The sequence below is a fragment of the Pseudomonas sp. B14(2017) genome, assembly GCF_002113255.1.
Taxonomy (GTDB): Bacteria; Pseudomonadota; Gammaproteobacteria; order Pseudomonadales; family Pseudomonadaceae; genus Aquipseudomonas; species Aquipseudomonas putida_Z.
Genome location: NZ_NEJY01000021.1, coordinates 76,037 through 100,116, shown reverse-complemented (window position 1 = coordinate 100,116; position 24,080 = coordinate 76,037). Strand labels below are relative to the sequence as shown.

Genomic DNA, 24,080 nt, shown 5'->3' with positions numbered 1-24,080 from the left:
CCACAGGGCGCCCAGGAAAGCGCTGGCGCTCACGTTTTCCTAAATGCGATCACCATGTTGATAGTTGCGAAGGCGAGGCGCGTCCAGACGCCCCCTGTGCTGCAGGGTCAGGAGGGAATGGGTTTCCAATGTGGAACTAGCATTACAACCGAAAGGTGAAAAGAAAATCCGATTTCCATGAACGGATTTCCAGCGACCTATAACGTAGCCGTTCGCTTTTTCACCGACGCTGCATTCCAAAGGGTATTCCACCAAAATACAAAATTACAGAAACAGCTTATAAATCAGCAACGTTTAACACCGTTTCAGATCACCCCGGCGCTCTCGAGGCATGGGTCGCGCACTCCGTAGCGCGACCAGTGAAAAGCTGCTTACGGTCCAACACAAGAAGTTCAGCCCGCAAATCTATTCGCCCACACCGGCCCTCATCGCTTAGCGCAGGGAGCATCGTAACTGGACAGCGGATTGAACCAGGGTAGCCCACCCCTTTACGAAACGCCTGCTCTATTACGAGGTTCGCGAAACGGTGCGCACAGCTATCTTGCCTTACCGAATCACAAGATTGATTAATGAAACAAGCGAAGCCTCTAAAAGACCAAAAACTCCAAAAACAACAAAGCCACCCGAAGGTGGCTTAGTCGTTTAAATAATGGTCGGGACGGAGTGATTCGAACACTCGACCCCTTGCACCCCATGCAAGTGCGCTACCGGGCTGCGCTACGCCCCGACTCGGCTTTGAAGCATGCTCTCAATGCTACCGAGAACGTTGAAGAATTTACCCTAACCTCCTGATAAATGAAAGCTTTTTCTCAAAAAATTTTCCATTCACCAGCAACCCAGGTCACTTCTTCAACACCACCAACACATCCTCCAACTCGACAATCATCTGCCGAATCAGCTGCTTGTACTGGCTCGACTCATCCTTGGCCTCATCACTGGAGAGCCTCAACCGAGCCCCGCCAATGGTGAACCCCTGGTCATAAAGCAGCGCACGAATCTGGCGAATCATCAGCACATCCTGCCGCTGATAATACCGCCGGTTCCCCCGCCGCTTCACGGGATTGAGCTGATCGAACTCCTGCTCCCAATACCGCAGCACGTGCGGTTTTACCGCACAAAGCTCACTCACCTCACCAATGGTGAAGTACCTTTTGCCCGGTATGGGGGGCAGTTCGTCGTTATGGCTTGGTTCCAGCATAGGCCTCAACCCGGGCCTTCAACTTCTGCCCTGGACGAAAGGTGACGACGCGCCGTGCGGTGATCGGGATTTCTTCCCCTGTCTTGGGGTTGCGGCCCGGCCGCTGGCGTTTGTCGCGAAGGTCGAAGTTGCCGAAACCGGACAGCTTGACCTGCTCGTTCTCTTCAAGTGCGTGCCGAATTTCTTCAAAAAACAGCTCGACCAGCTCCTTGGCCTCACGCTTGTTAAGCCCCAGCTCCTCGTACAGCCTTTCGGCCATCTCAGCTTTCGTCAGAGCACCCATGCCGTTATTTCCTTAACGTGGTGTTCAACCTTTGTTCGAGCGAGGTGAGGATGTTTTGCAGGGTAGTGTTCACCTCATCGTCGTTAAGAGTGCGCGATGGATGCTGCCAGGTCAAGCCGACGGCAAGGCTTTTTCTATCAGGATCAATGCCTTTACCTTGGTAGACATCAAACAGCCTGAGGTCTGTGAGCCATTCGCCTGCATTGTCACGAATTACTTCAAGCACCGAGCTAGAAGCTACATCACGTCCTGCGATCAAAGCCAGGTCACGGCGGGTTTCCGGGAACTTGGACAGCTCGCTGAATTTCGGCAGGCGGCCTTCGACCACGTCGCCCAGCACCAGCTCGAACAGGAACACCGGGCGGTCCAGGTCCAGGGCTTTTGCCAGCTCTGGGTGGATGGCGCCGAGGTAGCCGACCAGCTTGCCGTCACGCTCGATGGCGGCGGTCTGGCCTGGGTGCAGGGCTGGGTGCTTGCCGGCGCTGAAGGTGAAGTCGCTCAGGGCGCCGGAGTAGCCCAGCAGGGCTTCCACGTCGGCCTTCACATCGAAGAAGTCGACGCCGTCGCGGCCGTTGGCCCAGCCTTCTGGCAGGCGGCTGCCGGTGACAACGCCGGCGATCATCGGCTGCTGCTTCAGGTCGCCGAGCTGGCCGACGAAGCGCAGGCCGCTTTCGAACAGGCGCACGCGGTCTTGCTGGCGGTTCAGGTTGTGCTGCAGTGCCTTGACCAGGCCCGGCCACAGGGACGCGCGCATGGCGGCCATGTCGCTGGAGATGGGGTTGGCCAGCAGCAGCGGCTCTACGCCCGGGCTGAACAGTTCGAACAGTTTCGGATCGATGAAGCTGTAGGTGATGGCTTCCTGGTAGCCGCGGGCAACCAGCAGGCGGCGCAGGGTCGGCAGGTCACCGCGGGTTTCCGGCTTGCCCTGGGGGGCCAGGCGGGCTTGCGGGTAGCGAACCGGCAGGTTGTTGTAGCCGTACAGGCGGGCCAGCTCTTCGATCAGGTCCACTTCCAGGCTGATGTCGAAGCGGTGGCTTGGGACATTGACGGTCCACTGCGCTACACCTTCGGAGCCGCCACTCTTGGTGGTGGTCAGTTCCAGGGCATTGAGCAGTTGCTCGACCTGGGCTGGGTCCATTTCCATGCCGAGCATCTGGGTGATGCGTTCGGCGCGCAGGGTAACCGGGGCCACTTGCGGCAGGTGCTGTTCGCTGACGGCTTCGACGACCGGGCCGGCTTCGCCGCCGACGATGTCCAGCAGCAGCTGGGTGGCGCGCTCCATGGCTTCGCGGGCCAGCTGCGAGTCTACGCCGCGCTCGTAGCGGTGCGAGGCGTCGGTGTGCAGGCCGTAGGAACGGGCTTTACCGGCGACGGAGATCGGCTCGAAGAAGGCGCTTTCGAGGAACAGGTCGCGGGTTTTTTCGGTGTTCACACCGCTGTGCTCGCCACCCATGACGCCGGCAATGGCCAGGGCGCGGGTGTGGTCGGCGATTACCAGGGTGTCGGCGCGCAGGGCAACTTCCTGGCCGTCGAGCAGGACGAGCTTCTCGCCCTCTTCGGCCATGCGTACGCGGATGCCGCCGTTGATTTCTGCCAGGTCGAAGGCGTGCATCGGCTGGCCGAGTTCGAGCATCACGTAGTTGGTAATGTCGACGGCGGCGTCGATGCTGCGCACGTCGCTGCGGCGCAGGCGTTCGACCATCCACAGCGGGGTCGGCTTGCTCAGGTCGACGTTGCGGATGACGCGGCCCAGGTAGCGTGGGCAGGCAGCCGGGGCGCTGACTTCGACCGGGCGCACTTCGTCGTGGGCAGCCGGTACGGCTGGCACTACCGGGCGGGTGACCGGGGTGTCGTACAGGGCGCTGACGTCGCGGGCCAGGCCGGCGATGGACAGGCAGTCGCCGCGGTTGGGGGTGAGGCCGATTTCGATACTGGCGTCGTCCAGGCTCAGGTACTGGCGAATGTCTTCGCCAACCGGGGCGTCGGCAGCCAGTTCCAGCAGGCCGTCGTTCTCTTCGCTGATCTGCAGCTCGGCAGCCGAGCACAGCATGCCGAAGGACTCGACGCCGCGCAGCTTGGCCTTCTTGATCTTGAAGTCGCCTGGCAGTTCGGCGCCGATCATGGCGAACGGGATCTTGATGCCTGGGCGGGCGTTAGGGGCGCCGCACACGACCTGGAAGGTTTCCTGGCCGTTGCTTACCTGGCACACGCGCAGCTTGTCGGCGTCCGGGTGTTGTTCGGTGGCGAGGATTTCGCCCACGACGATGCCGCTGAACTGGCCGGCAGCGGGGATAACGCTGTCGACTTCGAGGCCGGCCATGGACAGGCGGGCGACCAGTTCGTCACGGGAGACTTGCGGGTTTACCCAACCGCGCAGCCACTGTTCACTGAATTTCATGCTGTTCTCCTAGAATGTGCGTCGATTGGGCCTAGCGGAATTGGGCAAGGAACCGCAGGTCGTTATCGAAGAACAGACGCAAATCGTTGACGCCGTAGCGCAGCATGGCCAGGCGCTCGGCGCCCATGCCGAAGGCAAAGCCCTGGAACTCTTCAGGGTCGATGCCGGACATGCGCAGCACGTTCGGGTGCACCATGCCGCAGCCCATCACTTCCAGCCAGCCGGTCTGCTTGCACACGCGGCAGCCTTTGCCGGAACACATCACGCACTGGATGTCGACTTCGGCGGACGGCTCGGTGAAGGGGAAGAACGATGGGCGGAAACGTACCGCCAGTTCTTTTTCGAAGAACACGCGCAGGAATTCTTCGATGGTGCCCTTGAGGTCGGCGAAGTTGATATCGCGATCGATCAGCAGGCCTTCGACCTGGTGGAACATCGGCGAGTGGGTGATATCCGAGTCGCAGCGGTATACGCGGCCCGGGCAGACAATGCGGATTGGCGGCTGGGTGGACTCCATGGTCCGCACCTGCACCGGCGAGGTGTGGGTGCGCAGCAGCATGTTGGCATTGAAGTAGAAGGTGTCGTGCATCGCCCGGGCCGGGTGGTGGCCTGGGATGTTGAGCGCTTCGAAGTTGTGGTAGTCGTCTTCCACCTCTGGGCCTTCGGCAATGCCGTAGCCGATGTGGGTGAAGAACTGCTCGATGCGCTCGAGTGTACGGGTGATCGGGTGCAGGCCACCGGTGGCCTGGCCGCGGCCTGGCAGGGTGACGTCAATGCATTCGGCAGCCAGGCGAGCGCTGAGCTCGGCTTCTTCGAAGGCGGCCTTGCGGGCATTGAGCACAACGGTGACGCGCTCTTTGGCGTCGTTGATCAGCGCGCCGACTTTCGGCCGCTCTTCGGCTGGCAGGTTGCCCAGGGTCTTCATCACCTGGGTCAGCTCGCCTTTCTTGCCGAGATAATTCACCCGGATCTGTTCCAGGGTATTGATGTCTTCAGCGCGCTCCACGGCCTCTAGGGCTTGGGAGACCAACGCATCCAGGTTTTCCATGTACAGACTCCAGATACGAAAATAGGGGAAGAGCTTTGAAGGCTCTTCCCCTATCGATGACGTTCAATGCCCGACGGCGCTAGCGCCGCCGGGTGATTGTCGCGGGTACTTAAGCCAGAACGGCTTTAGCTTTCTCGACAATCGCAGCAAACGCCGCTTTTTCGTTCACTGCCAGATCGGCCAGAACCTTACGGTCGATTTCGATCGAAGCCTTTTTCAGGCCAGCAATCAGACGGCTGTAGGACAGACCGTTGGTGCGGGCACCGGCGTTGATACGAGCGATCCACAGTGCGCGGAACTGACGCTTCTTCTGACGACGGTCACGGTAGGCATATTGACCTGCCTTGATGACAGCCTGCTTGGCAACGCGGAATACGCGCGAGCGTGCACCGTAGTAGCCTTTAGCCAGTTTCAGAATTTTCTTGTGACGCTTACGAGCGATGACGCCACGCTTAACACGAGCCATGAGTAACTTCCTCTATCTAAACCAGAATTAACGTACGCGCAGCATGCGCTCGACTTTTGCCACGTCAGACGGGTGCAGCAGGCTGGCACCGCGCAGTTGACGCTTACGCTTGGTCGACATTTTGGTCAGGATGTGGCTCTTGAAAGCGTGCTTGTGCTTGAAGCCGGAAGCGGTCTTCAGGAAGCGCTTCGCAGCACCGCTCTTGGTTTTCATTTTTGGCATGTTGGAACTCCGCATTCGATAAAATTACACAATAATCATCAGGCCTGCCGTGCCCGGGAGATTACTTCTTCTTTTTGGGGGCGATGACCATCATAAGCTGGCGTCCTTCCATCTTCGGATGCTGCTCAACGGAGCCGTATTCGGCGAGGTCGGCTTCGACCCGCTTCAACAGCTCCATGCCCAGCTCCTGGTGGGCCATCTCACGGCCGCGGAATCTCAGAGAGATCTTGGCCTTGTCCCCATCGGTAAGGAAACGTACCAGGTTGCGTAGTTTTACCTGGTAATCCCCTTCTTCCGTCCCTGGACGAAACTTGATTTCTTTGATCTGGATCTGCTTCTGGTTTTTCTTGGCTTCGTTGGCCTGCTTCTTCTTCTCGAAGAGGTGCTTGCCGTAGTCCATCACCTTGCAGACGGGCGGTTGCGCGTCGGCGGAGATTTCCACCAGATCCAGCTTCGCTTCATCAGCGATACGAAGCGCTTCATCAATCGAGACGATGCCAATCTGCTCGCCGTCAGCGCCAATTAACCGAACCTCGCGTGCCGAGATATTCTCGTTGATCGGGGCTTTCGGTGCAGTTCGTTTATCGTTTCTCATTTCACGCTTAATAGTCATTACTCCGATTCTAGGCGACCGCGCTGGGCAACAGCGCTGTTGAGCAGCTGCGTGAATTCAGCCACCGGCATGGAGCCGAGGTCTTTGCCTTCACGGGTGCGTACGGCGACGGTCTGCGTTTCGACTTCGCGATCCCCTATAACCAAAAGGTACGGGACCTTGAGCAAAGTATGCTCGCGGATTTTAAAGCCGATCTTCTCATTTCTCAAGTCCGACTTGGCACGGAAACCGCTACCGTTCAGGGTATTTTCCACCTCGAGGGCGAAATCGGCCTGCTTGTCGGTGATGTTCATGATCACGGCCTGGGTGGGTGCCAACCAGGCCGGGAACACACCAGCGTAGTGCTCGATCAGCATGCCGATGAAGCGCTCGAACGAACCGAGGATGGCGCGGTGCAGCATGACCGGGCGAACTCGGCTGTTATCTTCGGCGATATAGCTGGCATCCAGGCGTTCTGGCAGGTTCGGGTCGTACTGCAGGGTACCGCACTGCCAGTTACGGCCGAGGCAGTCGCGCAGGGTGAACTCGATCTTCGGGCCGTAGAAGGCGCCCTCGCCCGGCTGGTATTCCCACTCCAGGCCCGATTCGTTCAAGGCGTCGGCCAGTGCGCCTTCGGCACGGTCCCATAGCTCTTCGGAACCCACGCGCTTGGCCGGGCGGGTCGACAGCTTCATGGCGATGTCGGTGAAGCCGAAGTCCTTGTACACGTCCAGGGTCAGCTTGATGAAGTCGGCGGCTTCTTTCTTCACCTGTTCTTCGGTGCAGAAGATGTGCGCGTCGTCCTGCACGAAGCCACGCACGCGCATGATGCCGTGCAGGGCGCCGGACGGCTCGTTACGGTGGCAGGCACCGAACTCGGCCAGGCGCAGCGGTAAGTCGCGGTAGCTCTTCAGGCCCTGGTTGAACACCTGCACGTGGCATGGGCAGTTCATCGGCTTGACCGCGTAGTCACGGCTTTCCGACGAAGTGGTGAACATGTTCTCGGCGTAGTTGGACCAGTGGCCGGAACGCTCCCAGAGAATGCGGTCGACAACCTGCGGGGTCTTGATTTCCTGGTAGCCGTTGACGCGCTGGACCTGGCGCATGTACTGCTCGAGTACCTGGTACACGGTCCAGCCGTTGGCGTGCCAGAACACCATGCCCGGGGCTTCTTCCTGCAGGTGGAACAGGTCGAGCTGCTTGCCGATCTTGCGGTGGTCGCGTTTTTCGGCTTCTTCGATGCGCTGGATGTACGCAGCCAGCTGCTTCTTGTCGGCCCAGGCGGTGCCGTACACGCGTTGCAGCTGCTCGTTCTTGGCATCGCCGCGCCAGTAGGCGCCGGACAGCTTGGTCAGCTTGAATGCCTTGAGGAAGCGGGTGTTCGGCACGTGCGGGCCGCGGCACATGTCGACGTATTCTTCGTGGTAGTACAGGCCCATGGCCTGCTCGTCCGGCATGTCTTCGACCAGGCGCAGCTTGTAGTCTTCGCCACGGGCCTTGAACACGTCGATGACTTCGGCGCGCGGGGTCACCTTCTTGATGACGTCGTAGTCCTTGTCGATCAGCTCCATCATGCGCTTTTCGATGGCGGCCATGTCTTCAGGGGTGAAGGGGCGCTCGTAGGCGATGTCGTAGTAGAAGCCTTCGTCGATGACCGGGCCGATCACCATCTTGGCGGTCGGGTACAGCTGCTTCACCGCGTGGCCGACCAGGTGGGCGCACGAGTGACGGATGATCTCCAGTCCCTCTTCATCTTTAGGGGTGATGATCTGCAGGGTGGCGTCGTTGCTGATCAGGTCGCAGGCATCGACCAGTTTGCCGTCGACCTTGCCGGCCACGGTGGCCTTGGCCAGGCCGGCGCCGATGGAAGCGGCGACTTCGGCTACGGATACGGCATGATCGAACGAACGTTGACTGCCATCGGGAAGAGTAATAACGGGCATGGCGCCTCCTCTCCTAGTGGTGACCCCTACCAAAGGTCACGTGGGTTGGGATGAGCCAGTACAAGATCCGACCTGCCTTCCCGCAACGGGAAGCCTGCCTCACAGTGGCAGAAGCCTTTCGGCTTGCCAGGGACGAACCAGAGTGACTGGAAAGAAAAAAGATAGCTGCAGGCTGCAAGTTGTCAGCTGCAAGCCGGGCATGCTAGCACGCGGGTTGCATGCCAGGCAGAAATATTTGGAAATTACGCCGCAGCGGTGAACTAACGCGGAAAAATTCCTATCAGACCTTGGGAAGCAACCTACTCTTGATGAGACCTTAACCCAAGGAGTAACTGGTTATGCGAGTTCCGTCTCTTCTGGCCCTGGCGGCCGCTGGGGCCCTGCTGCTGCCCATGGCTGCGAACGCCGGCAACTTCCCGGCCGGGAAGGAAGCCGCCTACATGAGCCAGTGCACGCAAGTGGCACAAGGCCAAGGCGTTGACGCTGCGACCGCGAAAAAACACTGCGACTGTGGCGCGCAAACCATCAAAAAGAATTTCACCGACGCGGAGATTGCCGACCTCGACAGCAACGATGGCGTGGACGCCAAGCTGATGCAGAAGGCCCAGACGGTCGTGAAACAGGCCTGCGCACCGAAGAGCTGAAACCTTAAAGCCAGAGCAGACCAGCCATTCTTTGAGCTGGATCAATATCCTGCGAAGGTAAAAGGCGCTAGATGCGCAGAATTAGACTATGATGTGTCCCGTGCTCCGTAGCCTCGGCCGCATTGCACCACTGAAAAAACTAAATGTTCTGGAGATTCACCCATGTCCAATCGCCAACAAGGCACCGTCAAATGGTTCAATGATGAGAAAGGCTACGGCTTCATCACCCCAGCAGGCGGCGGCGACGACCTGTTCGTTCACTTCAAGGCCATCGAATCTGACGGCTTCAAGAGCCTGAAAGAAGGCCAGACTGTTTCCTTCGTCGCCGAGCGCGGCCAGAAGGGCATGCAGGCTGCACAGGTTCGTCCGGAGTAATTCGGATAGCTGTAAAAAAACCCGCCCTTGTGGCGGGTTTTTTTATGGCATCTGTTGCCTTTACCGGCCTCATCGCCGGCAAGCCAGCTCCCACAGGTCCAGCACAGGCCTCACCAGCGGCGTCGCACCTGTGGGAGCTGGCTTGCCAGCGATGAGGCCAGTAAGGTCAACCGCAATTGACGCGAACCACCTTGCCCTGCTCGTCCACGTTCAGGTTCAAGCGCTCGGAGCGGTACTCCAGGGTAACCACGTCGTGCGGCTTGAGAATGCGGGCCATCTGCGAGCCACTGGCCTTGCGCGCCTGCTCCAGCAGCTCGGCGCTGGCGGGCTTGCCAATGGCGAAATCGGCGCCGCTGGCTTCGCAGCGGCCATCGTTGCCTGCCGGCGTGGCTGGCGCAGCGCCACCAGCAGAATTGCCACCAGTGCTGCAACCAGCCAGGACAGCAGCCACCGCCAGGGTTGCCAGGTAAGCACGGGTACGGAACATGAAGCCTCCTAAATCGGTCCGGGAACTGTCTGATCCGACAGTTCCGCTCATCTTTTGTTGCAAAACCGGTCAAGTCTGCCTGAACTCGGCAGCCGAGGCGAAAACGCAATCGTGACCGGATTTTGCACAACCTGCTGCGTTTGCCATATGCTTAAGCCGCAAGGTCACTGACGCAAAGTCATGATTTAGTGCAAGAAGTGGAGCGCACCCCGCCTCCATCGAACACCAGGGTCAGGTGTTCGCCCCTTCGTCCCGGGCCCCAAGCGAGAGCCTTTCATGAGCAGCCACAGCATCGAAGCCGATATCAAGGTCAAATGGGCCGAAGGCCAGAGCGCGTACAGCCCTGGCACGCCGGAGGAGTTGCTGCTGATTGCCATCGACCTGCTGGTGCGCGATCGCGGCGCCGAGGCGGCACGCAGCTTCTTCGACCAGGTGTTCGAGCGCTACGCGCCGCACACGGCTATTCCAATCGCGCCAAACGGGCGCTGAGCAGGTCGAACAGGCCCTGGGCATCGCCCTCCTCCACCCACATCACGTTGGCTGGCTGCTTTAGCACGCCGTACCAGTCGGCAAGGGTCTGGCCGAAGCTGGGGCCTTCGCGGCTGTCGATGCTCATATGGATGCGCCGGCCGCTGAACAGCTCGGGCTTGAGCAGGTAGGCGATGACGCTGGCGTCGTGCACCGGGCCGCCGGGCATGCCGTACAGGTCCATGTCGTGGGTGATGTAGGCGTTGAGGATATCCACCACCCGTTTGCTGGCCTGGTTGTTCACCGCCGCCAGTTGCTTGAGGCGGGCGTCGCTGGTCAGCAGTTTGTGGGTGACGTCCAGCGGCAGGTAGGTCAGTTGCACGCCGCTGGCCAGCACCACTTCGGCGGCATGTGGGTCGGCATAGAGGTTGAATTCCGCCGCCGGGGTGATGTTGCCGCCGTTGAAATGGGCACCGCCCATGACCACCACTTGCTTGATGCCTTTGGCGATGTCCGGGCGCTGGATCAGCGCCAGGGCCAGGTTGGTTTGTGGGCCGAGCATGGCGATGGTGATGCTGTGGGGCTTGGCGGCGCCCAGAGTGTCGACCAGGTATTGCACGGCATTGCCCTGGGCCAGCGGCGCTTTCGGTTCGTGGACCTGGATGCCGGTAAGGCCTTCTTCGCCGTGCACGTCGGCGGCGTAGATCGGCTTGCGCACCAGCGGGCGAGCGGCGCCGGCATACACCGGGATGTCTTCGCGGCCGGCCCATTCGCGGGCCAGGCGGGCGTTGCGCGAGGTTTTTTCCAGGCGCACGTTGCCGGCCACGGTGGTGATGGCGCGGATGTTGAGCTCGTCGGGCGAGGCCATGGCCAGGAACAGCGCGACCACGTCGTCGGCGCCGGGGTCGGTGTCGATGATCAGGTCGATGGGGGCGGCCTGGAGGGTGGTGGCTGCGGCCATGAGGGCGATTCCTTGTAGCAGGGGTTTGAGCATGGGTGGCACTCCTGTTGCCTGGGTGGTGGTTTCTGGGGCCGCTTTGCGGCCCAATCGCCGGCAAGCCAGCTCCCACAGGTACTGCATCGGCCTCAAGCATTGCGCAGTACCTGTGGGAGCTGGCTTGCCGGCGATTCGGGGGCGCAGCCCCCACCTTCAGAAAGTCACGCCGGAAATCAGCGCGATGTTGCTGTAGGGCTGGCACTCGCCGGTGCGCACTACCGCACGGGCACTGCGTGACAACTCCTTGAAATCTTCATGGCTCAGCCATTCGCGCTTGCCCAGCTTGCCCTTCAGCCGCTCGATCTCGACCAGCGCCGGTGGCACTACTTTCTGCATCTCTTCGGCCAGCACGTGGCGCTCTACCTGCAATTCGCTCAGCACACCCCGCAACACGCTGGCGAAATCCGGCAGGCCGGGCATGACGGCCAAGTCGATCAGTTCGACACCCGGCGGCACCGGCAGCCCGGCATCGCCGATCACCAGGATGTCGCCATGCCCCATGCCGGCAATGGTCCGCGACAGGGCGACGTTCAGCAGTGGGGTTTTCTTCATGGCGCAAGCTCCGCCAGGTAGGGAATCGACGGCTGGGCGCCGGCGCGGGTAACCGACAGGGCCGCGGCGCGCTGGCCGAAGGCGATGGCTTCGCCCTCCTCCAGGCCGCGCACCAGGCCAGCGGCAAAGCCGCCGATGAAGGTATCGCCGGCTGCCGTGGTGTCCAGCGGCTGCACCACCGGCGCGGGGAAGTGCTGATGGCCCTGACGAGTGACCAGCAAGGCCCCTTGCGCGCCCAGGGTAATGATCACTTTGCCCGCGCCCAGTTGCAGCAAGCGCTCGCCGGCGCGCCGGGCACTGTCCAGATCAGCCACCGCCACGCCGGTCAGGGCTTCGGCCTCGCTTTCGTTGGGCGTCAGGTAGTCGATGTGGGCGAACCAGCCCGCCGGCAAGGGGCCGGTCGCCGGCGCCGGGTTCAGGATCACCCGCTTGCCCAGTTCATGCCCCCGGGCCAGGGTCCAGGCCACGGTGTCGGCCGGTACTTCCAGCTGGCAGATGATCACCTCGGCCGCCTGCAGCAGCGCATCGAACCGCTGCACCGACTGCGGCGTCAGCAGGCCGTTGCCACCGGGGATGATGACGATGCAGTTCTGGCTGGCGGCATCCACGGTGATCAGCGCCACACCGCTGGACACGCCCTGGCAGGTGCTGACGCCCTGGCAGTCGATGCCTTCCACATACAAGGCCCGGTGCAGTTGCCGGCCATAATCATCGTCTCCGACGTTGCCGATCATCGCCACGCTGCCGCCCAGGCGCGCCACGGCCACCGCCTGGTTGGCCCCCTTGCCGCCCGGCACGGTGAAAAAGCTTTCGCCGGGGAGTGTTTCGCCGGCCCGGGGCAGGCGCTGGGCGCGGGCCACCAGGTCCATGTTGAGGCTACCGACTACCACGACCTTGGCACTCATGACATTTCCTTAGCGTTAGCGGTAATCGTTGAACAGGTCCGGGCGCGGCCCGGTGGACTCGCGCAACACGATGCGCGGGGCGACGATGCGTTGCTCCGCCGCGCCCTGCCGGGGTGTGCCGATACGCGCCAGCAACAGCGACGCGGCGCTCTCGCCCAACTCGCGGATCGACTGGCCCACCGTGGTCAACGGTGGGTACACATAGCGGCTGAGTTCGATGTCGTCGAAGCCGATCACCGACAGCTCGCCAGGCACGTTGATATTGCGTTCGGCCGCGGCACGCAGCACGCCGAAGCCGATCATGTCGTTGCCGGCGAAGATCGCCGTGGGCCGCTTGCCGTCCAGCAACCGGGTTGCCACCGCATGGCCCCCCGGGCTGGTGAAGTCGCAGTGCAGCACGCGGTCGCCCAGCACCGCTGCGCCGGCCTCGGCCATGGCGCGACGGAAGCCGCTCAGGCGCAGCTGGGTGACCCCGGTCTCGGCGGGGCCGCCGATGTAGGCGATGTCGCGGTGGCCAAGCTCCAGCAGGTGACGGGTGGCCAGGTAGGCGCCCTGCTCGTGGTCGATGCGCACCAGGTCGGCATCGACGCCATCCAGTTCGCGGTCGACGATAACCATGGGCGTGCGCACGCCAGTCAGGCTTTGCAGCAGGTCGCTGTCCTGGCCTACCGAAGCCACCACCAGGCCGTCGATGCGTTTTTCCAGCAGTACACGCAGGTAGCTGCGCTGTTTCTGCGGGTTGTCGTCGGAGTTGCACAGGATCACGCAGTAGCCGTTGCGCTCGCAGGCGTCTTCGATGCCCCGCGCCAGTTCGGCGAAGTACGGGTTGACGCTGTTGGGCACCAGCAAGCCGATGGTGGCCGTGCTGCGCGCCTTCAGCGAGCGGGCCACGGCGCTGGGCACGTAGTCGAGCTCAGCGATGGCGGCTTCGACTTTCAGCCGCACCTGCTCGCTGACCGGCCGGGTCTTGTTCAGCACATGGGACACAGTGGTGTAGGAAATGCCCGCCAGTGCCGCGACGTCTTTGATGGTTGCCATGTTTTCAGTTCCGCCGGCCTGCACGCCGGCTACGGTAAGTGTCGAGCACCACGGCGATGACGATCACCGCCCCGGTGATGATGCGTTTGGTCGGTTCGCTGGCACCGATCTGCGCCAGCCCTGCAGCCAGCACCGAAATGATCAGCACACCAAAGAAGGTGCTGATGACCGAGCCACGCCCGCCCATCAGGCTGGTGCCGCCAATCACCACGGCGGCGATCACCTGCAGCTCCAGGCCGGAGCCGGCATTGGGGTCGGCGGCCTCCAGGCGCGAGATCTGGAACAGCGCGGCCAGGCCGGCAAGCAAGCCCATCAGGGCGAACACCAGCACCTTGTACGGGCGCGGGTCGATACCGGCCAGGCGCACGGCCTCTTCGTTGGTGCCGATGCCGATCAGGTAGCGGCCGAACACCGTGCGGGTCAGCACCAACTGGGCCAGCACGATCACCAGCAAGGCGATGATGAACGCCGGCGAGATGCCGAATGCGATGGGGTTGGAGAACCAGGCATAGGCATCGCCGATATAGGCGGTGCGCGAGTCGGTGAACTGGTAGGCCAGGCCGCGGGCCATTTCCAGCACCCCGAGCGAAACGATAAACGACGGAATGCGCCAGGCCACAGTGACGCCGCCGGTGATGCTGCCAGCCAGCGCGGCCACGGCCATGCCCAGCAGGGCCGAAGGCAGCACGCCCCAACCCCAGCCGAGAATCGCCACGCTGACCGTCGAGGCTGCCAGCGCCAACACCGAGCCCACCGACAGGTCGATGCCGCCAATGATCAGTACGAAGGTCATGCCCACCGCCAGCACCATCAGGTCGGGGATCTGGTTGGCCAGGGTACTGAAGGTGTTGTACGACCAGAAGTGGCTGCTGAGGAACGAGAACAGCACGATCATCGCCAGCAAGGCGCCGGCCAGGCCCAGGTAGGTACCCAGGCCAAGATAGGTGCCACTGCGGCGCACCGGTGCGGCGCCTTGGCTGTCGAGCGGGGTGGTTTTCATGCATCCATCCTGGGAGCTGCGTCATGCAGCAGTGCGTCACGTTTCTGATAACCGGCAAAGGCCGCGGCCAGCAGCTGGTCCTGGCTCCAATGGTCACGCTCGAAGGTGTCGATCAGGCGACCGGCCGACAGCACGGCGATGCGGTCGCAGATCAGCATCAGCTCGCGCAGGTCGCTGGACACCACCACCAGGGCCTTGCCCTGGCGCGCCAGCTCGGCCAGCAGGCCATAGATGTCGAACTTGGCGCCGACGTCGATGCCACGGGTGGGCTCGTCGAACAGCAGCACCTGGCAATCGCGCTCCAGCCAGCGGCCGATCACCACCTTCTGCTGGTTGCCGCCAGACAGCTCGCCCACCACTTGCTGCGGGCCGGCACTGCGAATGCGCATGGCCTGGATCTGGCGCTCGGCCAAGGCCGCTTCGGCCTCGCCATCGAGCACACCGGCCCGTGATACCGCGCCGAGGTTGCCCAGGGCGATATTGGCGCTGATCGACTGCGTCAGCAGCAGGCCCTCGCCTTTGCGGTCTTCGGTGATCAGGGCGATACCGGCCTGCACGGCAGCCTTGGGCGAGTCGATGGTGACCACCTGCGGTGGCTGGCCGAGGGCAATGCTGCCGCTGTCGGCACGGTCGGCGCCGTAGATCAGGCGCAACAGTTCGGTACGGCCGGCACCGATCAGGCCGGAGATGCCGAAGATCTCCCCTGCCCTGACCTCGAATGACACTTCACGCACCTTGTCGGCACGGCTGAGCTTGTCGACCTTGAGCAGCGGCGCGCCGATCTGCCGGCGGCCCAGGTCGATATGCTCGCCCAGCTCGCGGCCGACCATCAGGTTGACCAGCTCGGCGCTGCTGTAGCGCTGGATCGGCTCGTCGCACACCAGCTTGCCGTCGCGCAGCACGACGATGCGCTGGGCCACGCGCTGCAGTTCTTCCAGGCGATGGGAGATGTAGACGATGGCCACGCCACGTTGGCGCAGGCGCTCGATCTGGGTGAACAGCAGCTCCACCTCGCGCGCGGTGAGCATGGCGGTGGGCTCGTCGAAGATCAGCACATGACAATCGCCGATCAGGTTGCGGGCGATTTCGACCATCTGCTGGTGGCCGATGCCCAGCTCGCCGACCGGGGTGTCCGGGTCGATGGCGTCGAGGCCGACCTGGGCCATGGCGGCCGTGGCCAGTTGGCGCAGGCGCTTTTGGCTGATCCAGCCAAAGCGGCCGGGCAGGTTGTCGAGGAACAGGTTTTCCGCCACGGTCAGCGTGGGCAGCAGGTTCAGCTCCTGCATGACCATGCGCACGCCGAGGCGCTCGGCCTCGCTGCGGCTGCCAGGCGCGTAGGCCTGGCCGCGGTAGTGCATGTGCCCGGTGGTGGGCGTTTCCAGGCCACTGATGAGCTTGGACAGGGTGCTCTTGCCGGCGCCGTTCTCACCGGTCAGCGCCAGCACTTCGCCGGCCCGCAGGTTCAGGCTGACCTCGCCGAGCACGGGCTGGGCGTAGGTCTTGCCCAGGCCGCTGGCGGCGAGCACCACTTCATTGGCCGATGCAGGCATGGCCGTTTCTCCTGCCAGCGATCAGGGCTTGGTGATGAGTTGGACCGGGGTCTGGATGACGTTGTCGGCATCCACGTCAGGCTTCTCGCCCTTGACCATTTTCAGCGCCGCCTGGATGCCATACACCGCCTGCTGGCTGGCCGCCTGGTCGAGGGTGGCGAGCACGCGGCCATCGGCGAGCATCGGCTTGATGGCGTTGATGTTGTCGTAGCCCACCACTTGCACCTGGCCGGCTTTGCCAGCAGCACGCACGGCCGACACGGCGCCCAGGGCCATGCTGTCGTTACCGGCCAGCAAGGCTTTCAGGTCGGGGTATTCGTTGAGCATGGAGGCGGCGACGGCGTTGCCTTTGTCGATTTCCCAATTGCCGCTCTGCACCGAGACAATCTTGATCTGCGCGGCCTCCATGGCGTCCTTGAAGCCGGCGGTACGCTGCTGGGCGTTGGTGGTGGTCGGCACGCCTTCGATGATGCCGACCTGGTCGCCGGCCTTGAGCTTCTCGTTGGCCAGGTAGTCGCCAACCAGGCGCGCGCCCTTGCGGTTGTCGGGGCCCACGAAGGGTACGCTGATGCCTTTGCTCTTGAGCAGTTCAGGGTCCAGGCGGTTGTCGATGTTGATCACCACCACGCCCTGGTCCATGGCCTTCTTCACCGCCGATACCAGCGCCTTGGAGTCGGCCGGGGCAATGACCAGAGCCTTGGCGCCCGCGTTGACCATCTGCTCGACGATGCGGATCTGCTCGCCGGTGTCGGTCTCGTTCTTGATGCCGTTGGCGATCAGCTCGAATTCATCGGCGTGGGCTTTCTGGTAGTCCTTGGCGCCGTCTTCCATGGTGCGGAAGAACTCGTTGGCCAGCGACTTCATGACCAGGGCGACCTTGGGCTTGTCTTCGGCGTGGGCGGCCGAAAACGGCAGGGCCAGGGACAGCGAGGAAATGACCGCGAGGGCCAGCAGACGACCGGGGAACGGCAGTTTCATGGACGATGACTCCGGATCTTGTGTTTTTTGTCGGATCGCAAACGTTTGCGTTGCCTAACTATGGAAACAGGACCGGGGTTTGTCAAATCCGTTTGGCTGTGGGAGGTCAAGTCGAGCCTGGGGCAGTTTATCCGGATTTTTTCCGAAAAGCCGAACGTCTTTTCCTACGTTTGTTCGGAATCTCGAATGACACACCCCCGCATGTGGGAGCGGCCTTGTGTCGCGAAAGGGCCGCAAGGCGGCCCCGGCAGTGTGTGTTGTTGCGCCGGGATCCGGGGCCGCTGCGCGCCCCTTTCGCGACACAAGGCCGCTCCCACAAGGCCCGTGCGCGCAACTGGTACGAAACCTGCCTTGCACCCTGTGCGACAAAACAACCATCTCATTAGGAAGAGAGAGAACAATAACGATGAATGCCGCACTGAAAACCTTCGCCCCCAGCGCACTCGCCCTGCTGCTGGTGCTGCCAACCACCGCCTCGGCCAAAGAAGCCGAAACCCAGCAGAAGCTGGCCAACGTGGTCATTCTTGCCACCGGCGGCACCATTGCCGGTGCCGGCGCCAGCGCCGCTAACAGCGCCACCTACCAGGCCGCCAAGGTGGGCGTCGACAAGCTGATCGCCGGCGTACCGGAACTGGCCAACGTGGCCAACGTACGCGGCGAGCAGGTCATGCAGATCGCCTCTGAGAGCATCTCCAACGACGACCTGCTCAAGTTGGGCAAACGCGTTGCCGAACTTGCCGAAAGCAAGGACGTGGACGGTATCGTCATCACCCACGGCACCGACACCCTGGAAGAAACCGCCTACTTCCTCAACCTGGTGGAAAAGACCGACAAGCCGATCGTGGTCGTCGGTTCGATGCGCCCGGGCACCGCCATGTCCGCCGACGGCATGCTCAACCTGTACAACGCCGTGGCCGTGGCCAGCGACAAGCAGTCGCGCGGCAAGGGCGTGCTGGTGACCATGAATGACGAGATCCAGTCCGGCCGTGATGTGAGCAAGGCACTCAACATCAAGACCGAAGCCTTCAAGAGCGCCTGGGGCCCGATGGGCATGGTGGTGGAAGGCAAGTCCTACTGGTTCCGCCTGCCGGCCAAGCGCCACACGGTCAACTCCGAGTTCGACATCAAGCAGATCAGCAGCCTGCCGCAGGTGGACATCGCCTATGGCTATGGCAACGTCACCGACACCGCCTACAAGGCGCTGGCGCAGAATGGGGCCAAGGCACTGATCCATGCCGGTACCGGCAACGGTTCGGTGTCGTCGCGGGTAGTGCCGGCGCTGCAGGAACTGCGCAAGAACGGCGTGCAGATCATTCGCTCGTCGCACGTCAACCAAGGTGGTTTCGTGCTGCGCAACGCCGAACAGCCGGATGACAAGAACGACTGGGTCGTGGCCCATGACCTGAACCCACAAAAGGCGCGGATCCTGGCGATGGTGGCGATGACCAGGACCCAGGACAGCAAGGAGCTGCAGCGGATCTTCTGGGAGTACTGATCGCTAGTACCCCCTGAAATGCAAACAGCCCCGCTGCGTGGGCGGGGCCGTTTGCTGTCAGCTAGCCGAATGCCTCAGTGGCTGGTCGGCATCGCGAACTCCGCCCCCTTGGCAATCGCCTGCGGCCAGCGCTGCATGATGCTTTTCTGCTTGGTGTAGAAGCGCACCCCTTCCTCACCGTAGGCATGCATGTCACCGAACAGGCTCTTCTTCCAGCCACCAAAGCCATGCCAGGCCATCGGCACCGGGATCGGCACGTTGATACCGACCATGCCCACCTGAATACGGCGGCCGAACTCGCGGGCGATATGACCGTCGCGGGTGTACAGGCTCACGCCATTGCCAAACTCGTGGGCGTTGATCAGGTCGACCGCTTCGGCAAAGTCCTTCACCCGCAGGCAGGCCAGTACCGGGCCGAAGATCTCTTCCTTGTAGATGCGCATGTCCGGGGTGACGTTGTCGAACAGCGTGCCGCCCAGCCAGAAACCGTCACCACAACCTTCGCCAGCCGTCTGGCCGTTGAAGTTGCGGCCATCGACCAGCAGCTTCGCGCCCTCCTTCACGCCTTGCTCGATGTAGCCGGTGATGCGCTCCAGCGCCGCGCGGGTGACGATCGGGCCCATCTCGGCTTCGAGGTTGGTACCGTTCAGCACTTTCAACTCGCGGGTACGCTCGATCAGCTTGGGCATGACCTTCTCGGCAGTATCGTCACCGACAAACACCGCCACGCTGATAGCCATGCAACGCTCGCCAGCCGAGCCATAGGCGGCACCGATCAGGGCATCGACCACCTGATCGATGTCGGCGTCGGGCATCACCACCAGGTGGTTCTTCGCCCCGCCCAGCGCCTGCACGCGCTTGCCGTGGCGGGCACCGGTTTCGTAGATGTGGTTGGCGATCGGCGTGGAGCCGACGAACGACACCGCCTGCACATCCGGGTGCTCGATCAGCGCGTTGACCGCGTCCTTGTCGCCCTGCACCACGTTGAACACGCCGTCCGGCAGGCCGGCCTGCTTCAGCAGCTCGGCGATGAACAGGCTCGGGCTCGGGTCCAGCGGGCTGGGCTTGAGCACGAAGGTGTTGCCGGTGGCCAGGGCGACCGGGAACATCCACATCGGCACCATCACCGGGAAGTTGAACGGGGTGATGCCGGTGACCACGCCCAGTGGCTGGCGCAGGGTCCAGTTGTCGATGTTGGTGCTGACCTGGTCGGTGAAGTCGGTTTTCAGCAGTTGCGGCGCGCCGCAGGCGAACTCGACGATCTCGATGCCGCGCATCACCTCGCCCTGGGCATCGGTGAACACCTTGCCGTGCTCGGCGGTAATCATGCGGGCCAGGTCGTCGCGGTGCTCGTTGAGCAACGCCAGGAACTTGTTCAGCACCCGCGAACGGCGCAGTGGCGAGAGGTTGCTCCAGGCCGGGAAAGCGGCCTTGGCCGACGCGACGGCGGCGTCCACGTCCTTTTGCGCAGAAAGCTGCACCTGGCCGGTGACCACGCCGGTGGCCGGGTTGTAGACCGGCAGTTGCTGGCCGCTGGTGGTCTCGGCCTGAGCGCCGGAGATCCAGTTCATGATGGTTTGGGTCATTGTATTTTTCCCGTAATTCATTGGTAGAGCGCCTGCCCCTGTGGGAGCGGGCGTGCCCGCGAATCAGGCACCGCGGTGGATGGCACGGGCTTCGCCCGTGTTCGCGGGCAAGCCCGCTCCCACAGGGATCGCGCCAGCTTTCAAATGCCGAGTAAGGTACAAAGGGCCAGTGTTGCGTCAGTAGATGGCGTAGACCTTGCGCACGGTTTCCAGCACGTCCCAGCGGCCGGTCCAGCCTGGCGGCAGGATGATCAGGTCGCCGCCGGTCACTTCCACCACCTCCCGGGTGCTGTCGTCGGTGAGCAGCGCCTTGCCGGAGATGATGTAGGTGAACTCGGTGTCAGGACGGTCGACCACCGGCCAGCCGCCGGGCTGGCATTCCCATACGCCGAGGTTGCCGACCGCTTCCGGGGCCTGCTTGCTGATGGCGATCTGCGGGTCCCCCTTGTCGGCGCCGGCACGCTGACCGGCAGGGTTCAGTGGCAGTGCCTTGATGTCGGCGTGCTTGATGATGGTGAACGAAGGCATGGGGTTTCTCCTTTCAATGGGCGCCAGTGAGCTTTTCCAGCAGCATCGCGGTACGTGAAGGTTTGTGGGTGTAGCGCTCTTCCAGATCACTGAGCGACGCGGCAGCCAGGCCGCTGTTGATGCCGAACCAGCGCAGCGGTTCTGGCTCCCAGGATGGCGAGCGGTGGTTGACCAGGGGCAGCGTGTTGATGTCTTCATCACGCTCGAGAATCAGGTTGCGCAGAATGCGCCCGGCCAGGTTGCTGGTGGCCACGCCGTCACCGACGTAGTTGCCGGCCCAGGCCATGCGCTGGTTGCGGTCGATGCTGACGGTCGGGCACCAGTCGCGGGAAACACCCAGCGCGCCACCCCAGCGGTGGGTGATGCGGGCGTCGCGCAGGGCCGGGAAGAATTCGAGCAGGGTGTCGTGGATCTTGCCGTGGATGCTGTCCACCAGGTCAGCCTGTTCGGGCATGCTCGAGCCCCATTTGTAGGGCGCGCCCCGGCCACCGAACACCAGCCGGCCTTCGGCGGTGACCTGGCCGTATACGCGCAGGTGGCGCATGTCGTTGAACGCCAGGCGGTGGTCGAGGTTGAGCCGGGCCAGCAGTTCACGCGGCAACGGCTCGGTGGCCAGCACCAGCGAATACAGCGGGATGACGAAACGCGACTTGCCCGGCTGTTGCGAAGTGAATGCCTCGGTGGCCCGCACGGTCATGCCGGCACGTACCGAACCGTGTTCGGTGTGCACCACGCCCGGGGCCATCTGGGTGACCGCCGACTGCTCGTAGATTGTCGCGCCCAGGCTTTCGACCAGCTTGGCCAGGCCACGCACCAGCTTGCCGGGGTGGATGAGCGCGCAGTGTTCGGTGTAGAGGCCGCCAAGGGTGCCTTGGGCACCGGTCCGGGCCTGGGCTTCGGCTGCTTCCAGCACTTGCCACTGGTCGGGCAGCCCGAAGCGCGCCGAGGCCTCCACGGCCGCACGCGCCCGCGCCATCTGTGGGGCGCTGCGGGCCAGAGAGAGGAAGCCCTGCTTGGCATAGTCGGCATCGACCCCTTCCAGCGCCAGCACCCGGCCGATCTCGTCGACCGTTGCGTTCATCGCAGCCTGCAGGTGCAAGGCCGCATGGTGGGAATACAGTTGCTCCACCCGGCGCAGGGAAATCGGGAAGATCGCCGAGGCCCAACCGCCGTTGCGGCCTGAGGCGCCGAAGCCGACGGCGTTCTTTTCCAGCAGCACCACGCGCAGCGACGGGTCGCTCTTGAGCAGGTAGTAGGCGGTCCACAACCCCGTGTACCCGGCACCGACGATCACCACATCGGCATCGGCCACGCCGTCCAGCCGGGCCCGTGGCGCGCTCGGGGCAAACCATAGCGGTTTGTTGGGTAACAGGGACAAATCGGATTTCGCTGACATGCTGGTGGCTTCCCGTTGGCGTTTGCGACTGGTGTAGAGGCTTCGTTTAGTCAGTACTGACCAGTGCGTGTTGGCCTGAGGTTATGCGGGGTTGGCGGGGGGTGGTATCGACCATTTTCAATAGACGGAGCCATCAGCCATACAAATGTATGAACGATCATCAGCATTTGCAGTTGCGCGGTACCTGTGGGAGCGGGCATGCCTGCGAACACCGGCAAAGCCGGTGCCATCCACCGCGTCGCCTGCTTCGCGGGCGCGCCCGCTCCCACAGGGACGGCGAGGGCTTCGAGTTGGCGCTGAACCTGTGGGAGCGGGTTCACCCGCGAAGAGGCCCTCGAGCTCAATCACGGCTACCGCTTGATTTCAACAAAGCCCAGGTACCCGCCAGACACCCGGCACCGACCCATTCGCGGGTGAAACCCACACAGGGAATGTGCAACGTATGAGTATGCTGCTAACTACCTGCCCCCAGCCAACGCGACACATCTGCGTGCCAAAATCATGGTGGGGTCCACCAGGGCAACCGTCCTGCCACTCAGCTCATAAGCATCACAGTGGCTGAGCACCAGCGGCAGTTCCGTACAGCCCAGAATCAGCACCGTCGCCCCCACTTCCGAGAGATGCTCGGCCGCAATCAGCAACTGGTCCCGACACAGTCCTTCAGTGAAGCCAGCCTTGATGCCCCGCTCACCGTAAATGGCCTCCATGACCAGCTTCTGGTAATCCGGCGCCGGCACAACAATCTCAAGCCCGGCGCGGCTCGCTGCCTGGTGATAGACCTGGCTGGCGACGGTGCCTGACGTCGCCAGCAGGCCGACTGACTTGTCGCGGCCGTATGTTTGCCTTATCCAGTCGATCGTCTCGGTGAGCATGTTGACGATTGGCACGCGCAGGTGCTCCTGGATGCGTTCAACAAACGCGTGAGCGGTATTGCACGGGATTGCAATTGCGTTGGCACCGGCGCTTTCCAGGCGCTTGCAGGTCGCGTACATGGCCATCGTCGGGTCGGTTTCATCATTCAGCAGGCTGGCCGTGCGGTCCGGAATTTGCGGGTTCTGCTCGACCACCATCTTGATATGGTCCTGATCCCGGCCCGCAGGCGTACCGGCAACCACCTTGCCCATGAAATCCACCGTCGCTGCAGGGCCGACACCACCCACGATACCCAGCTTGAAAGGCAGTTCACGGGGCGCACTTGAGCCTTGGGTCGCAAACGTGGCGTAGAGCTCATTGATATCCAGTGCGGCAATGCCACGGCGCTGCAGGTCGGCGCACACCAGCGAAAGCTCGGTCATACCCGGCACGACCAAGGTGGCACCCTGTGCCTGCACTGACAGGCATGCCTGGTACACGGACTCCAGAGGCATGCCATCCAGGTGCCCATCCTTGATGCCGTTGACGCCATACATGGCCTCCATCAGCGCGACCTGCGCTTGCGCGTCGGGGTACACCACATCGTACTGGCGGCCCAACGCTTGTTCGAAGAGCCCGGAATGGCGCACATAATCCGAAGCAAGCACACCGAGTGTACTGCCTGGCTCCGCGACCTGACGGATGTGTCGCACCAAGGCTTCCATCATGTCCAGTACCGGAATCCCCAGCTCTTCCTGGATCTGTGCGCGGAACGTCTGGCTGGCAAAGCAAGGCAGCATGATCGCATCCACACCGCTCGCTTCGAATGACCTGCACACCTCGAAAACGTAGAACTTTCGCGAGGTCATGCTTGCGCTTGCGTCCAGAGGCAGCAGCACATCCTTGAAGGGATGTTGCTCGAGCAGGAAATGAAAACGCCCCTGGTCCTCCAGCACCGCCCGCGACTTCACAAGCTTGTAGAAAAGGTCGCCCCCCGCGAGCGAACCAAGCCCGCCGACAATCCCGATCGTGTGGGCAAAAGCTTGTGGACCTGCTGCCTTCTTCGACTTCATGAGCAA

24 protein-coding genes and 1 tRNA gene are annotated in these 24,080 nt (G+C 62.7%); 4 read left to right on the top strand and 21 right to left on the bottom strand.

From position 1 onward, the window contains the following. Positions 1–650: 650 nt before the first annotated feature. The 9 genes from CAG34_RS21620 to thrS all read right to left on the bottom strand — a co-directional run bounded on the left by CAG34_RS21620 (position 651) and on the right by thrS (position 8,150). Positions 651–727: transfer RNA gene (locus CAG34_RS21620), tRNA-Pro, on the bottom strand. A gap of 114 nt (positions 728–841) precedes the next feature. Continuing rightward, positions 842–1,198: a MerR family transcriptional regulator gene (locus CAG34_RS21615; protein WP_003250681.1), complete on the bottom strand. Its 357-nt coding sequence runs from the start codon at positions 1,196–1,198 to the stop codon at positions 842–844. Next, positions 1,179–1,481, bottom strand: coding sequence for an integration host factor subunit alpha (ihfA, locus tag CAG34_RS21610; RefSeq protein ID WP_003250679.1), 303 nt, complete (start codon positions 1,479–1,481; stop codon positions 1,179–1,181). The genes CAG34_RS21615 and ihfA overlap by 20 nt, the downstream gene beginning before the upstream one ends. A 4-nt stretch (positions 1,482–1,485) precedes the next feature. Continuing rightward, positions 1,486–3,879 carry a phenylalanine--tRNA ligase subunit beta gene (gene pheT / locus CAG34_RS21605; RefSeq protein WP_085592299.1) on the bottom strand — a complete coding sequence of 798 codons (2,394 nt, stop codon included), beginning with the start codon at positions 3,877–3,879 and terminating at the stop codon, positions 1,486–1,488. A 31-nt stretch (positions 3,880–3,910) separates the two neighbouring features. Further along, on the bottom strand, positions 3,911–4,927 hold the full coding sequence (gene pheS, locus CAG34_RS21600) for a phenylalanine--tRNA ligase subunit alpha (RefSeq protein WP_013972006.1): 1,017 nt from the start codon (positions 4,925–4,927) through the stop codon (positions 3,911–3,913). A gap of 109 nt (positions 4,928–5,036) precedes the next feature. Next, entirely contained in the window at positions 5,037–5,393 is a 357-nt protein-coding gene (gene rplT / locus CAG34_RS21595) for a 50S ribosomal protein L20 (RefSeq protein ID WP_003250671.1), read from the bottom strand. Positions 5,394–5,420: 27 nt separating this feature from the next. After that, on the bottom strand, positions 5,421–5,615 hold the full coding sequence (gene rpmI, locus CAG34_RS21590; RefSeq protein WP_003250667.1) for a 50S ribosomal protein L35: 195 nt from the start codon (positions 5,613–5,615) through the stop codon (positions 5,421–5,423). Between the two features lie 61 nt (positions 5,616–5,676). Beyond that, positions 5,677–6,228, bottom strand: coding sequence for a translation initiation factor IF-3 (gene infC / locus CAG34_RS21585; protein WP_013972005.1), 552 nt, complete (start codon positions 6,226–6,228; stop codon positions 5,677–5,679). Then, the gene (gene thrS, locus CAG34_RS21580; protein WP_013972004.1) at positions 6,228–8,150 is read right to left on the bottom strand and encodes a threonine--tRNA ligase; all 1,923 of its coding nucleotides are present in this window, start codon (positions 8,148–8,150) and stop codon (positions 6,228–6,230) included. Before thrS ends, infC begins: the two co-directional genes overlap by 1 nt. Positions 8,151–8,488: 338 nt before the next feature. On the opposite strand from thrS, the gene CAG34_RS21570 reads away from it, so the two are divergent. Continuing rightward, positions 8,489–8,794 (top strand): hypothetical protein, encoded by a 306-nt coding sequence (locus CAG34_RS21570; protein WP_025338540.1) that lies wholly within the window; start codon positions 8,489–8,491, stop codon positions 8,792–8,794. Between the two features lie 162 nt (positions 8,795–8,956). Beyond that, a complete protein-coding gene (locus CAG34_RS21565; protein ID WP_003250656.1) occupies positions 8,957–9,169 on the top strand; it encodes a cold-shock protein in 213 nt (70 codons plus the stop codon). A 166-nt stretch (positions 9,170–9,335) separates the two neighbouring features. On the opposite strand, the gene CAG34_RS21560 is transcribed toward CAG34_RS21565, so the two are convergent. Continuing rightward, positions 9,336–9,656 (bottom strand): I78 family peptidase inhibitor, encoded by a 321-nt coding sequence (locus tag CAG34_RS21560; RefSeq protein WP_003260961.1) that lies wholly within the window; start codon positions 9,654–9,656, stop codon positions 9,336–9,338. 276 nt (positions 9,657–9,932) lie between these two features. On the opposite strand from CAG34_RS21560, the gene CAG34_RS21555 reads away from it, so the two are divergent. Continuing rightward, positions 9,933–10,145 (top strand): hypothetical protein, encoded by a 213-nt coding sequence (locus CAG34_RS21555; RefSeq protein ID WP_003260960.1) that lies wholly within the window; start codon positions 9,933–9,935, stop codon positions 10,143–10,145. On the opposite strand, the gene CAG34_RS21550 is transcribed toward CAG34_RS21555, so the two are convergent. The 7 genes from CAG34_RS21550 to CAG34_RS21520 form a co-directional block, all read right to left on the bottom strand. Continuing rightward, positions 10,117–11,118: a nucleoside hydrolase gene (locus tag CAG34_RS21550; protein WP_085592297.1), complete on the bottom strand. Its 1,002-nt coding sequence runs from the start codon at positions 11,116–11,118 to the stop codon at positions 10,117–10,119. The two genes, CAG34_RS21555 and CAG34_RS21550, sit on opposite strands and share 29 nt — an antisense overlap. Before the next feature lie 156 nt (positions 11,119–11,274). Next, entirely contained in the window at positions 11,275–11,673 is a 399-nt protein-coding gene (gene rbsD / locus CAG34_RS21545; protein ID WP_085592295.1) for a D-ribose pyranase, read from the bottom strand. Beyond that, positions 11,670–12,578, bottom strand: coding sequence for a ribokinase (gene rbsK, locus CAG34_RS21540; protein ID WP_085592293.1), 909 nt, complete (start codon positions 12,576–12,578; stop codon positions 11,670–11,672). Before rbsK ends, rbsD begins: the two co-directional genes overlap by 4 nt. Positions 12,579–12,593: 15 nt before the next feature. Beyond that, complete coding sequence (locus CAG34_RS21535) at positions 12,594–13,616, bottom strand: LacI family DNA-binding transcriptional regulator (protein ID WP_085592291.1); 1,023 nt, start codon at positions 13,614–13,616, stop codon at positions 12,594–12,596. Between the two features lie 4 nt (positions 13,617–13,620). Next, a complete protein-coding gene (locus tag CAG34_RS21530) occupies positions 13,621–14,616 on the bottom strand; it encodes an ABC transporter permease (RefSeq protein WP_015269786.1) in 996 nt (331 codons plus the stop codon). After that, positions 14,613–16,166, bottom strand: a complete 1,554-nt coding sequence (locus CAG34_RS21525) for a sugar ABC transporter ATP-binding protein (RefSeq protein ID WP_025338535.1) — start codon at positions 16,164–16,166, stop codon at positions 14,613–14,615. The genes CAG34_RS21530 and CAG34_RS21525 overlap by 4 nt, the downstream gene beginning before the upstream one ends. Before the next feature lie 21 nt (positions 16,167–16,187). Further along, complete coding sequence (locus tag CAG34_RS21520) at positions 16,188–17,144, bottom strand: sugar ABC transporter substrate-binding protein (RefSeq protein WP_085592289.1); 957 nt, start codon at positions 17,142–17,144, stop codon at positions 16,188–16,190. Between the two features lie 406 nt (positions 17,145–17,550). On the opposite strand from CAG34_RS21520, the gene CAG34_RS21510 reads away from it, so the two are divergent. Next, complete coding sequence (locus CAG34_RS21510; RefSeq protein ID WP_085592285.1) at positions 17,551–18,639, top strand: asparaginase; 1,089 nt, start codon at positions 17,551–17,553, stop codon at positions 18,637–18,639. Positions 18,640–18,713: 74 nt separating this feature from the next. Here the strand turns inward: CAG34_RS21510 and CAG34_RS21505 are convergent, their stop codons facing one another. From CAG34_RS21505 to CAG34_RS21485, 4 genes are all read right to left on the bottom strand, one after another. Next, positions 18,714–20,225 (bottom strand): CoA-acylating methylmalonate-semialdehyde dehydrogenase, encoded by a 1,512-nt coding sequence (locus CAG34_RS21505; RefSeq protein ID WP_085592283.1) that lies wholly within the window; start codon positions 20,223–20,225, stop codon positions 18,714–18,716. A 177-nt stretch (positions 20,226–20,402) separates the two neighbouring features. Next, positions 20,403–20,753: a cupin domain-containing protein gene (locus CAG34_RS21500; RefSeq protein WP_025338531.1), complete on the bottom strand. Its 351-nt coding sequence runs from the start codon at positions 20,751–20,753 to the stop codon at positions 20,403–20,405. A gap of 13 nt (positions 20,754–20,766) precedes the next feature. Further along, on the bottom strand, positions 20,767–22,149 hold the full coding sequence (locus tag CAG34_RS21495) for an FAD-binding oxidoreductase (protein ID WP_085592281.1): 1,383 nt from the start codon (positions 22,147–22,149) through the stop codon (positions 20,767–20,769). Positions 22,150–22,607: 458 nt separating this feature from the next. Continuing rightward, a complete protein-coding gene (locus CAG34_RS21485; protein WP_085592277.1) occupies positions 22,608–24,074 on the bottom strand; it encodes an aspartate/glutamate racemase family protein in 1,467 nt (488 codons plus the stop codon). Positions 24,075–24,080: the final 6 nt, after the last annotated feature.